This window comes from Taishania pollutisoli, assembly GCF_014518315.1.
GTDB classification, from domain to species: Bacteria; Bacteroidota; Bacteroidia; order Flavobacteriales_D; family Crocinitomicaceae; genus Taishania; species Taishania pollutisoli.
The window spans coordinates 18,401-30,518 of record NZ_JACVEL010000013.1 but is presented as its reverse complement, the minus strand read 5'-3'; the positions used below and the strand labels follow the sequence as shown (position 1 = coordinate 30,518).

Annotated in this window: 14 protein-coding genes; 8 read left to right on the top strand and 6 right to left on the bottom strand. The window is 41.8% G+C overall.

Annotated elements, in window-relative coordinates:
* The first annotated feature begins 4 nt into the window (after nucleotides 1-4).
* The 3 genes from ftsA to H9Y05_RS14415 are packed head-to-tail and all read left to right on the top strand — an operon-like array spanning nucleotide 5 to nucleotide 3,542.
* Nucleotides 5-1,303 carry a cell division protein FtsA gene (gene ftsA, locus H9Y05_RS14425; RefSeq protein ID WP_216714688.1) on the top strand — a complete coding sequence of 433 codons (1,299 nt, stop codon included), beginning with the start codon at nucleotides 5-7 and terminating at the stop codon, nucleotides 1,301-1,303.
* Nucleotides 1,304-1,361: 58 nt separating this feature from the next.
* Nucleotides 1,362-3,029, top strand: a complete 1,668-nt coding sequence (gene ftsZ / locus H9Y05_RS14420; protein ID WP_163489994.1) for a cell division protein FtsZ — start codon at nucleotides 1,362-1,364, stop codon at nucleotides 3,027-3,029.
* A 15-nt stretch (nucleotides 3,030-3,044) separates the two neighbouring features.
* Nucleotides 3,045-3,542 carry a GatB/YqeY domain-containing protein gene (locus tag H9Y05_RS14415; RefSeq protein ID WP_235992221.1) on the top strand — a complete coding sequence of 166 codons (498 nt, stop codon included), beginning with the start codon at nucleotides 3,045-3,047 and terminating at the stop codon, nucleotides 3,540-3,542.
* Nucleotides 3,543-4,080: 538 nt separating this feature from the next.
* Here H9Y05_RS14415 and H9Y05_RS14410 read toward each other — a convergent pair.
* From H9Y05_RS14410 to H9Y05_RS14385, 6 genes are all read right to left on the bottom strand, one after another.
* Nucleotides 4,081-4,719 carry an OmpA family protein gene (locus H9Y05_RS14410; RefSeq protein WP_163489995.1) on the bottom strand — a complete coding sequence of 213 codons (639 nt, stop codon included), beginning with the start codon at nucleotides 4,717-4,719 and terminating at the stop codon, nucleotides 4,081-4,083.
* 64 nt (nucleotides 4,720-4,783) lie between these two features.
* Nucleotides 4,784-5,701: a hypothetical protein gene (locus H9Y05_RS14405; protein ID WP_163489996.1), complete on the bottom strand. Its 918-nt coding sequence runs from the start codon at nucleotides 5,699-5,701 to the stop codon at nucleotides 4,784-4,786.
* Between the two features lie 16 nt (nucleotides 5,702-5,717).
* Nucleotides 5,718-6,581 carry a ChaN family lipoprotein gene (locus H9Y05_RS14400; protein WP_163489997.1) on the bottom strand — a complete coding sequence of 288 codons (864 nt, stop codon included), beginning with the start codon at nucleotides 6,579-6,581 and terminating at the stop codon, nucleotides 5,718-5,720.
* 258 nt (nucleotides 6,582-6,839) lie between these two features.
* Nucleotides 6,840-7,349, bottom strand: a complete 510-nt coding sequence (locus tag H9Y05_RS14395) for a DUF2867 domain-containing protein (protein ID WP_216714687.1) — start codon at nucleotides 7,347-7,349, stop codon at nucleotides 6,840-6,842.
* Nucleotides 7,350-7,355: 6 nt separating this feature from the next.
* Nucleotides 7,356-7,925, bottom strand: coding sequence for a DUF4256 domain-containing protein (locus tag H9Y05_RS14390; RefSeq protein WP_216714686.1), 570 nt, complete (start codon nucleotides 7,923-7,925; stop codon nucleotides 7,356-7,358).
* Between the two features lie 13 nt (nucleotides 7,926-7,938).
* Entirely contained in the window at nucleotides 7,939-8,472 is a 534-nt protein-coding gene (locus tag H9Y05_RS14385; RefSeq protein ID WP_163490000.1) for a YcxB family protein, read from the bottom strand.
* 198 nt (nucleotides 8,473-8,670) lie between these two features.
* On the opposite strand from H9Y05_RS14385, the gene H9Y05_RS14380 reads away from it, so the two are divergent.
* From H9Y05_RS14380 to H9Y05_RS14360, 5 genes are all read left to right on the top strand, one after another.
* Nucleotides 8,671-9,861: a M20 metallopeptidase family protein gene (locus tag H9Y05_RS14380; protein ID WP_235992220.1), complete on the top strand. Its 1,191-nt coding sequence runs from the start codon at nucleotides 8,671-8,673 to the stop codon at nucleotides 9,859-9,861.
* A gap of 4 nt (nucleotides 9,862-9,865) precedes the next feature.
* The gene (locus H9Y05_RS14375) at nucleotides 9,866-10,432 is read left to right on the top strand and encodes a DUF4230 domain-containing protein (RefSeq protein WP_216714685.1); all 567 of its coding nucleotides are present in this window, start codon (nucleotides 9,866-9,868) and stop codon (nucleotides 10,430-10,432) included.
* Nucleotides 10,419-11,072: a DUF4230 domain-containing protein gene (locus H9Y05_RS14370; protein ID WP_163490003.1), complete on the top strand. Its 654-nt coding sequence runs from the start codon at nucleotides 10,419-10,421 to the stop codon at nucleotides 11,070-11,072. Before H9Y05_RS14375 ends, H9Y05_RS14370 begins: the two co-directional genes overlap by 14 nt.
* Entirely contained in the window at nucleotides 11,069-11,479 is a 411-nt protein-coding gene (locus tag H9Y05_RS14365; protein ID WP_216714684.1) for a hypothetical protein, read from the top strand. The genes H9Y05_RS14370 and H9Y05_RS14365 overlap by 4 nt, the downstream gene beginning before the upstream one ends.
* Before the next feature lie 225 nt (nucleotides 11,480-11,704).
* Nucleotides 11,705-12,115 (top strand): hypothetical protein, encoded by a 411-nt coding sequence (locus tag H9Y05_RS14360; protein ID WP_163490005.1) that lies wholly within the window; start codon nucleotides 11,705-11,707, stop codon nucleotides 12,113-12,115.
* The last annotated feature ends 3 nt before the right edge of the window (nucleotides 12,116-12,118 follow it).

The window sequence follows — 12,118 nt, the reverse complement described above, 5'->3', positions numbered from 1 at the left end:
AGATATGTCAAAAGTTGTTGTTGGACTTGATATCGGAACTACGAAGATTGCTTGTTTTGTGGGAACACGAAATGAACATGGCAAAATCGAAATTCTGGCGATGGGGCAGGCTGAGTCACTCGGTGTTGCCCGTGGTATTGTTGAAAACATCGAGAAAACCATTCAGTCGATCAGATCTGCTGTTGAACAAACGCAGGAAAGCATTAACGGAGAGTATGAATTACTGATCCGCAGTGCTTATGTGGGTGTGGCAGGCCAACACATCAAAAGCATGCAGCATCGGGGAATGCTGACGCGTAGCAACCTGGAGAATGAAATTTCTCAGCTGGACCTGGATGCCCTGGAAGATGACATGTACAAAATGCTGATGCCTCCGGGAGAACAAATCATTAAAGTGATTCCGAAGCAATACATTATCGACAACCAACAGGGAATAAAAGAACCGATTGGTCACGCCGGAGTTCGACTGGAAGCAAATTTCCACATCATTACCGGAAATGTAGGTGCCTGTACGAATATTATGCGATGCGTTTCCCGCGCAGGATTGGAAGTAAAAGACCTGGTGCTGGAACCGATGGCGTCTGCAGAAGCGGTATTGTCTTCTGAAGAAAAAGAAGCAGGAGTGGTGTTGGTGGATATTGGTGGTGGTACAACAGACATCGCAGTGTTCCACGACGGAATTATCCAGCATACGGCAATTATTCCGTTCGGAGGAAACTCCATTACGGAAGATATTAAAGAAGGATGCATGATCATGCGCAACCAGGCGGAGCGACTGAAAGTGAAATTCGGCTCGGCATTGCCAAGCGAAAGTCAGGAAAATGAAATCGTTTGTATTCCGGGACTTCGCGGACGGGAGCCGAAAGAAATCTCTGTCAGAAACCTGGCGAGTATCATCAGCGCTCGTATGACGGAAATCATCGAATTGGTGGATTATGAAATCATCAATTCCGGATTGAAAAAGAAACTGATCGGTGGTATTGTAGTAACTGGTGGAGGTGCGCAGCTGAAGCATGTGAAGCAATTGTTTGAATATGTAACAGGTCTGGATACACGTATCGGATTGCCGACGGAGCACCTGGCAAACACAAATGAACTGGACAAACTGGCTAGCCCGATGTATTCAACGGGAATCGGTCTGGTGTTGAACGGATTCAACGATCTGGACAGAAAAGGAAAAATCGGGGAATCTGCAACGACAACCGGAACAGAAAAAATTGCCCGGCAAACAGATAAACGAAGAACAGGTTTCTTCGAATCACTGGTAGAAAAAGGGAAAAGCTGGTTCATCGAGGAAGATTAATTATTCCTTTCTGAACCCTGAAAATTAAAAACAACGACAACTAATAAAAACGAAGAAAATGGAATTTGATTTGCCAAAAGAAAACTCATCAATCATCAAAGTAATTGGTGTTGGTGGTGGAGGGAGCAACGCTGTGAATCACATGTATAATCAGGGGATTATAGGCGTGGATTTCATTGTCTGCAATACAGATAAACAAGCCTTGGATATTTCTCCTGTACCCTACAAGATTCAGTTGGGCCCGTCTTTAACGGAAGGTAGAGGCGCTGGTTCAATTCCTGAAATCGGTAAAAATGCGGCAGTAGAAAATATTGATGAAATTCGTGACTTGTTGTCCAACAATACAAAGATGGTATTTGTTACAGCAGGAATGGGAGGAGGAACCGGTACCGGAGCTGCTCCTGTAATTGCTGGTGTTGCGAAAGAAATGGGAATTCTTACTGTTGGGATTGTGACAGTGCCGTTCAGCTTCGAAGGAAGAAAACGTCGCCAGCAAGCAGAAGACGGTCTGGATGCCATGAGAAGAAACGTAGATGCCTTGTTGATCATCAACAACGAGCGTTTGCGTGAAGTAACAGGAAACCTGACAATCGGAAACGCATTTGCACAGGCGGATGACGTACTGACAGTTGCAGCAAAAGGAATCGCGGAAGTAATTTCCGTGACAGGAATCATCAACACGGACTTGAACGATGTCAATACGGTTATGCGCAATTCGGGTGTTGCCATTATGGGTAGCGCGAAGGCAGAAGGTGAGAACAGATCTATGAGTGCTGTTCAACAAGCCTTGTCTTCTCCGTTGTTGAATGATAATGACATCAAAGGTGCAAACTACGTATTATTGAACATTACCTACGGTGATGCTGAAATTACGATGGACGAAATGGCTGAGATCACGGATTACATCCAGGATGAGGCAGGCTCAACAGCTGAAATCATCTTCGGACACGGATACGATGCGTCATTAGGAAATAAATTGAGCGTAACGGTAATTGCTACAGGATTTGCTTCTACGCCGATCACGGGTTTTGAAAAAGCTCCTGAAAAACAACGTACTGTTCTGGAAGATGAGCCAAAGGCAGAAATTAAAGCTCCTTTGACTTCCCCGACAGAAACGAATGTTTGGAATGGAGCAAAAGAAATTACCAATGAGCAGGCAGAACCGTTTATTAAAAAAGCGGAAGCGCCTGTTGTGACACCACCAACAGTCAATGATCCCGTTTCGTATTATACAACGAACACACCTCCGGCAGAACCGGAAGTGAAGAAGGTGAACCTGGATGATGAAGTGACTGAGCAGGGAGCGATCAATTTTGACTGGGATGTGGCTGCTGAAACGCCGGCTGTGACTGAAAGCAAAGTAGAAGAACCGGTTGTACCGACTCCGGTAGCGGAAGTTAAACGCTATACCTTGGAAGATGAAGTAGAGCAACAGGTTGAAGCTTCTTCAGAAGAGTCCAAGCAAGTCCTTTCTCCGGAAGAACAACAACGTAAACAGCAAGAGCGAATGAACCGCATCCACGAGTTTACTTCCCGTTTGAAAAAAGCGGATGGAATCATCCAGTTTGAAAAAGAACCGGCGTACACACGCAGAAGTATCAACCTGGATAATAACGGTGGGTACAGTTCCGATTCAAATGCGTCACGCTTCTCAGTGGACAAAGATGCCAACGGAGATGTGAAGCTGAGAGGAGGAAATTCATTCCTGCACGATAACGTAGATTAATAACAGAAGATTACAATGAACGATCGGTGCAAGCTGGTCGTTTATTACAGGAAATACATCAACATGAGTTTTACAGATAAAATAAATGCAGATATCAAAGCAGCAATGCTGGCGAAAGAAAAAGAAAAGCTGGCTGCATTGAGAGACATCAAATCAAAATTATTGCTGGAAGCAACTTCAGGAGGTTCAGGTGAAGTGACAGAAGAAGCTGCTGCAAAAATTGTTTTGAAACTGTACAAACAACGCATTGATACATACAATTTGTATGTGGAGCAGGGGAGACAGGATTTGGCAGATGAAGAGTTATTTCAGGCCAAAGTAATTGAAGAATACATGCCAAAACAGCTGACGGAGGATGAAATCAGGTCAGAAGTGAAGGCAGCAATCCAGTCTGTTGGTGCTTCGGCTCCATCTGATATGGGAAAAGTAATGGGGGTTCTTACCGGAAAACTGGCAGGAAAAGCAGACGGAAAAGTCATTTCTGCTATCGTGAAGGAAGAATTATCCAATTAATCAGCATTCTACAAACACAACGTATATTCGTTGAAAAGCCGTTCCAACTACAGGGGAACGGCTTTTTTTATTCTTCACTATTTTTTGAACCACATGAGGCATAGAGAAAAAAGTTACTATACATATTATAACTGCATTTCCAATAACCATATGTAATCAACCCAGCTGACGAAGTTGGCTGCTATGTGCTACCATAATCCACGAAAACCTTACATGTACTTTATGGCTTTACGTCGTTTTTGAACCACATAGGACACATAGAGAAAAAAGTTGACAGATACACCATAGCTACATTTCCAAAAACTATATGTATTAAATCAGCTGACGAAGTTAGCTGCTATGTGTCACTATAATCTATGACAAATATTTCCCATGTCTCTATGTGTCCTATGTGGTTTATAAATCATTTTTTCTTTCAACGAGATCTTATTTCAAGAAAATGATCTCCACTCTTCTGTTCAATGGATTATTTTCCCAGGGCTCTTCGTGGTAGAGTTTCTGTGTATTATCAAACCCTTTACAAGTAATCCGGTTTCCATCAATTCCTCGTTCCACCATATAGGGTCTTAACAGCAATCGTTCTGTTCAGCGACAATTCGTAATCCCCGCTGTGTCCGCTCACATGCCCATGCAATTTGATTGTTAATGTAGGATGCTCTTCCAGAACGGCAATCATTTTATCAATCACCAGCTTCGCTTCCGGACGTAAAACATGCAGGTTGGCATCAAAATTAATCGGCAGCGGATATGGTTTCCCGTATTCAATGTCCAGTTGTTTTTCATACACCAGGATATCCGCCCTACGGTATAACGTGTCATTGATTCTCAACGGTTGATTGTTCCTGCCTTCATGGTAATTGTTTGCTGTGACCGGAATCACAGGATGTGCATATTGTTTAACCGTTTCCAGTGCAAAGACCAGCCGTTTTGCTCCCAATTCCGTATTGTATTCAATCGTTCCTACAGAATCCGTATACGCATTCACAACAATATTCCCGTCACGGATTACTTGTAGTCGTTCCAATTGATGATGAATCGTATTTGCATTGACAATTATATCTGTTGCGTACCGGAAATGAACAGGAATGGAATCAACTTGTTTCAGGATGTACACGTCCTGCAGATAACAGGTATGTGCTGCGAACAGCAACAGGAGAGAAAGTAGTGTTTGTTTCATAACAGATTGAACTAAAGGAGATGTCTCTATAACTCGCTTGATTTGATTTTGTTACAGGGAAAATTTATCGGATAGATTCTGAAAAGTCAAAGCTGGTATGCAGGCGATACAAGTATTCCTGTTCCGTTTGCCCCGGAGTAGGAATCAGTTCACCTTTACAACCGAGTTGCTTCAGATCCATCAACGTAGAATAACCGCAATAACTGTGAATCGTTTTCGCTGAGCAGAACAATTCATCTGTTTCTTTCCAGGTCGCCGGATGTACAATGCGTGGATCATTACCCGGAATGGATGAAATAATCGCATCCAGTTCTTTGTTTCCCATCAGCCGTTCCAGCAATTGCCGGTTGTATGGATCCGGTCCGTTGCACACACCCAGTTTGATTGTTTTTTTAGTTTCTTTTTTCTCAAACCGGCTAAAGTGACCAATGTAAGCCGCATTTTTCAAATTTCCTTTCCGGCTGAGTTTTCCGGCTAACGGATGTTTTTCCTCATCCATAATCCAAATAGAAGAGAACCGTTTCATCCATTTCCGGTGTAGCCATTGTGCAGGTTGTTGCCACCACTTAATAGCCAGATTGACCTGATGTGTAATAAATACAGAAGGAACCGTTTGACTGAAAAAACCGTACCGATGGTCCGAAATAACAAGTGTAACTTGATGCTGTGTGATCAGTTGCTCCACCTCTGTTTGTTCCCATTTCATAAAATCAGAAAGTAATTTCCTGCTTTTCCAGAGATCACCTGCAAAATCACCCGTCCCTTGAAAAGTAAACGGATATCCGGGAAACGGAAGGTATTTCAGGGGAGTGACATAGCTGCTTAAAACAGCAAAGTCTTCTTCTTCGCAAGCAATCAGGAGTGTGTTTCCTTGTCGTTCAAGCTTTCTGCAAACGTCAATGCAACGCGATAGATGCCCTTTTCCCCAATTGAGAAAAGAGAGTAATATCCGTTGATTCTTTATGTTGTCGAATGAATGCAAACGTTCATACTTGTTTTTAATGCGTTTTTGTCATTGCCGGAGCGACACAGATAATAAACTTTGCTCTTCCGATGTGTTCTTCGTCCAGTTTCTTGAAATCTTCCTGTTCGATTGTGGAGATTGTTGTGTAAGTTACATTAGGACGCAGACGTTTCAGGTACCAGATAATTCCCTGGTCAAAATCTGTATGAAATGCACCGTTGTAGTGAATGAATTGTGTGTTTACTGTCCAGTATTTATCAATAAAATGTGCCATTGTCGCATCTTTGATCGCTTGTGCGTTGATAAAATTCAATCCTTTTGCATGATCACTTGACATTTGCAACATCATTTGGTATTGTGAAAGCGATGTGTCGACCGGAAAGTTTTTATCACACATAAATGCATACTCATCTGCATCGAGGGAATCCAACGCAGCTCTTCCTTTTTTAAAGGTCGTACTTGCAATTCTTCTCGGAATGTTAGAAGCAACACAAACAATTCCCTTTTCTTTTGCAAAACGCACCAACGGGCGGTAATCCGTTTTATAATTTGTCCACAAGCGCATACTGTCTTCAAATTGTTTTTCTTCCGTTTTACCAGCCAGGAAATCCGTTATCAGTTGCTGTTGGTCGGCTTCAAACATTTCAAAACCGAGCGTTAATTTATTTCCGTTCTGAGCAGCCAGATCGTTGGTCAGCTCATATTGCAACCAGTGAGCGATTGGATTGTTGTGGTATTCCCCGAAAAATGTAATTTCTGATTCAGAAGCAGCTTTCAACAGGTGTTTGTAACTTACTTTTTTTCCTTTTTCGTTGAAAATAACGTACGCTTGTTTATCCTGACTGAATAGAGACAAAGTACATCCCAATGTGAGCAGGAGAAGTGCTAATTTGTTCATGAATTAAATTTTTTCAAAAATACATGCAATTTGGGAGATGGGCAATACCGTTATTGGGTTGTTTTATTCATTCTCTATAAAGTAGGTACAGTAAGGTTGTAATGGGATTTTTTCACCCACATATTTTCGGGGATTTTCCCGCAGATGGGGGTATAAGAATTAATCAGTGCAATCCGCGGGCATTTTTATGCGATTACTTTACACAATATGTATAGTTGAATTGTTATTAATTCTATTTGTGTAATCAGCGGGTACTTTTCACACCTGTAATTCCCGAATAATCCCTTTTACCATGGAACGTACAACAGCTGTATGAAACGGTTTGATCAGGGCAAAATAAATGCGTCCGAACCGATTGTTAAACTGAACGATGGTCGTGATAATCAATTCTTTTTTCAACGCATTGGGATCGTGTAGTAAAAGCGAAACTCTGAAATTCAAATGTTTGTCGTCCTCTCCGATAATTACTTCTTTTTCATTTTTATCAAAGACCCTGAACAGCCCCAATTGTTCTCCCGGTTTACATTGAAAGTGTTTTAATTGTTCATCCCGGGTTTTCATATCTCCTGAAGTTTTTAAACCAAACACCTTTACGACCCGGTTGCGTAGCGTAAATAACCGCTCCATCCATTTCGGACCACTTGAAAAAAACAACTTCCCGACTGTGGTCGAATTGAGATCCGTTCGATTGCTTACAAATACCTGTTTATAGGAATCTGCATGATTGTACCGATAGGACTGCAACAAAGAATTTTCGGGAGTCACCATGTTTGATTAAACGATGAGAATTCCCCGGAACCCTCTGGCAGCATAATACGATTCCGCCCCGTTGTGGTAGGTGAAAACCGTTCCGTAGCGCCAGTCTCCGAAAATAGCGCCTCCCATTTCTCTGATTCCGGCAGGAGTTTTCAGCCAGCTGGATGTTTTTGCATCAAACTTCCCGATCTCTTGCAATTTCCGGTACTGTGCCTCTGTTAAAACTTCAATCCCCATTTCTGCAGCCATTCCCAGTGCGCTGTGCTTCGGTTTATGTTCTTTACGTGATTCGAGCGCTTCGGGATCATAACAGATGCTTCTGCGTCCTTTCGGACTTTCTGCCGAGCAATCAACAAAACAATATTCGTCTGTTGCAGGATTATAAGAAATAACATCCGGTTCACCCTCTGTTTCTTCCATTTCATTCAACGACCAGAGTTTTTCAGGATTTGCCTCTAATTTTGCCTGTATGGCAGCCCATTTAAGACCTTCGTGACGGGTTTTATGTTGCTCGAAACGTGTCTTCAAAACTGCAAGAAGCTGAATTGTTTGCTCCGCAGTAAGCTGATTGGATGTGTTTTTGTTCATAATAATTTTGTAGTTATACAGTTCTTCTTTCCACATGTTGTACTTTGTCCATCAGGATGGCATCTAACGCCTGAAACTCATCTTCCGTGATTGATTTTTTAGGAATCAAAAATGTATCAGGTGATTTTTCAAACGAAATAAAGCGATCGGTAATCGTGGCTTGTGTAATCATGGACCAATTCAGTTTGATTGTAATTTCGTCCTGCTGATGAATGATGAATTCATCGGTATACATGATTTTAAGTGTAGTTGTTTTTTCTGCATCAGTTAAAAAATCAGTGACAGACTTTTTCCATGCAATGATTGGTCGGGCAACGTCAATGAACCGATATACCAATAATGTGAAGAAGACCGTACCACTCACAAACCAGGTATAATCTTCCAGACGGATGGAGTACCACGCAAAAAAAGGATATACCAGTACCGCAACTATTAACCATGCGGACTCTTTCTTTGTTGTGGGGCCGAAAAAATAACGTTGGTAGCCATTCCCCCAATATATATTGCGGAGTTCTTCCATGTCAATTCTTACAGTTATTTCGGTCATCTTGTTTTTGTACATATTCCTTTCCAAAGATAGAAAATATTGAATTGGCATACACGAAAACCGTAACATACCTCACACGTTAATTTTCATTCGTTTGGCAAAGCATTGTTGTTAAAAAATAAGACCATAGGAAAATGTATTCTATTTTTCCGGGCTGGTTTTTCAGATGAAAATTCAGATACTTGTATTAACTTTACAATGATGAATGAGTTAAAACAACAAATCGTTAAACGCTCGGAAGAATTGTTCGACAAAATCCGTGGATACAGAGAACACCTGCACCGTTATCCGGAGCTGTCCTATCAGGAATTTGAGACCATGAAATTTGTTTCCGGCCGTCTGACAGAACTGGGAATTGAACACCAGACAGGAATCGGAGGAACAGGAGTGGTCGGAATCATTCGTGCCACACACCATACCCCGGAAATGGAAGTTGTTGCCCTGCGCGCAGATATGGATGCCTTACCGATTGGGGAGGAGAATGACGTTCCCTACAAATCTACAATCGATGGTGTGATGCATGCATGTGGGCATGATGTACACACTTCGGTTTTATTGGGGGCAGCAGAAATCCTGAATGAACTTAAAGACCAATTACCGCAACCGGTGAAACTCATTTTCCAACCCGGAGAAGAAAAAAATCCGGGCGGAGCTTCATTGATGATTGAAGATAACGTATTGAAAAATCCAACAGTAAAATCCATATATGCTCTGCATGTATTTCCTGATATGCCTGTCGGTAAAACAGGTTTTAAAGGAGGGCTGTACATGGCAAGTTGTGATGAAATTTACATCACCATTCATGGTAAAGGCGGACATGGAGCCACACCACATCAATGCATTGACCCGATTGTTATTGGTGCGGAACTGATTTTGAATCTACAGACCATTGTGAGCCGGAAATGTGACCCGAAAGTACCATGTGTTTTATCGTTCGGGCATTTTGAAGCATTGGGAGCTACGAACGTGATTCCTTCCAAAGCGATCCTGAAAGGAACATTCCGGACGATGAACGAAACCTGGAGAGCAGAAGCACTGGCACTGATTGAACGACATGCGCGTGCGATTGTTGAAGGAAATGGCGGACAGTTGGAAATTGAAATCAGCAAGGGCTATCCGTTCCTGGAAAACGATGAAGCACTCACACAGACGTTGAAAGCAAAAGCAATTGATCTGTTGGGAGAAGAACACGTAGAAGACCTGCCAATTCGGCTGACGGCGGAAGATTTTTCATTTTACGCACAGGAAATCCCGGCTTGTTTTTTTCGCATTGGTGTCCGGAATGAAGAAAAAGGCATAGTTGTTGGGGTTCACAATCCCCGGTTCGATATTGATGCAAACGCCCTGAAAACAGGAATGCAGATGATGAGCCTGGCTGTATTTGACTAAGAAGATGAAAAAAATTCTGATTATAGCAACCGTTTTGTTCTTTTTTTCGTGTTCGGAAAAAACGCAATCACCTGTACAAAAAGTACACGACATCAAGGAATTGGGAACACTGGCGACGACGGAATATACGTACGGGAAAATTCTGCAGTTGAATGACGATAAAGAATGGTACAAGATCGGAGACAGGAAAATTCTGATCAGTGTAAGAGCGAAAGTAAAAGCCGGAGTTGACCTGACAAAGATGAATGAGCAAGATGTTGTTGAAAAAGACGATCAAACAATTCAGCTGACACTACCGGCACCGGAAATCGTATCTTTTGATATGAATCCGAATGATATTCGTACGGAAATGCAGGATATAAACGGATTTCGTGCAAATTTTTCCCAGGATGAAAAAGTGAAAATTCTCCAACTGGGTGAAACCAGTATTCGTGAAGAGCTTAAAGAAAGCAATATCCTGTCCGATGCGCGAAAAAACGCCCGGGTATTCCTGACGGATTTTTACAAGGATATGGGGTATGAAACAGTGATTATTGACTTTAAACCTTCTGAAGAACGTGGCACGAAATAGCAAAACAGAACTGGTTCGCTTGGTGATCAATATGAGCATCATTGCCGGATTGGTTGTACTGGCATTGTTCCTCATCCGCAGATGTACAGCTGATGAAGACGGTGAATGGGAATTGGAAAACCATCCGTTGCGTGTTGAAAATATTCGTAAAATAGCCGAGTTGAGCACCGTAAGTTACACGGATGAAGTGGTATCGGACTCTATTGAATACTACGAAGACTTCGGAGAACAGTTTGCCGGAAATGTTTCAAAATTAGCTGATCTGGAAAGCTGGAAATATGCCGTTCGCGGCTCAGCCATTAAACGCCGGCTGACATTGATCGTAGGAGGAGAAGTTCGCTATGGGTTTGACTTAAAAGACACAACCTTTCGTGTCACCTATTCCGGAGATACGGTTTTTGTGCAGACAGCAGCTCCGAAAATACTGGATGTAATTGTCGTTCCTTCCAAAACAACTATTTTCCAGGAGCACGGTCAATGGCAGGACAATGCCCGAATCCAATTACAACAAAAAGCACGGCTTATTTTAGCGGTTCGTTCAGGAAAGATGGAGTTGGAACAAAAATCAAAACAACAGCTGGAGTCGTTGCTTAAAAAACTACTGGCTGACAAACGAAAATTAATTGTCACGTACCGATGAGCAGATTCCTTTTTTTGATCATCGGCTTATTGCTCTTCGGTTGCTCCAAAGAAGTAAACAACAATAAAGCTCTGGGCGGCAAATGGGCACCTGTCGATTTTTCATTATTCGATTATAATGGATTAAAAACCAAGCCCCCGTGTTCCGGTACCGTTCAGTTTACAAGCGACGGAAAAAAATCAACAACAGGGACCTACGACATCAACCTCTTGTTCGATTACAATGGCTCTCCTCACAATTTCATTGAAAAAGGAACCTATCGCATTGAAAATGTGAATAAAATTCAATTACTTTCTGAAACTGCAGAACAAACGGAAGCCACATTGGTTTATTCCACAAAAGACGACCTGATACTGGATGTACCGAATAAAAATTACTTCGGTTACTACATCGTATTGAAGAAGTAAATGATTCATACGATGACCCGTAGCCAGAACCATCTGTTTACTATAAAACGCTGATGAATGTTGTTTTTCAATGTTTCCTGTCTGAAAATTATCTGTTAAATTTATAACATTTTATAGGGTGTTTTTGTAAAATCTCTTGTTTTAATCTTTTTTTTGGGGTAGGTTTGCAGCTCGAAACAAAAACACTCACTTAAATTAATACAAAGAACTGTTACATCAATATTTATGAAAAAACCACTTTATTACTGCTTGCTCTTGCTGGCCTTAGTTCCTTTTTGTTCTGCTGCTCAATTAGATAGCGCTTCCGTTAATGCGTATTTTGATATGACCGAAGCCCAGGTAGAGGGGTTGGATTCTACTGTAAATCTGAAAGTCATTAAAACCGAAACATGGATCAACGATTTTGATTTTTTCGGAGAAATTGTGATTGAGTTTACGGAAATCAGTACCGGTTATACCGTTTACATTGCTAAAAAAACAAAAGCGCAAATTCTGGCAGAAAACTTAATTTCTGACAATACGATTCGTATTCCGGGATATCACATCGAAGAACAACGATCGTATAAAATGCGATTTATCATCCGGGATTATCAGGGGAATAACGTTCTCGAGCCTGAATTTACATTAATACATTAATAC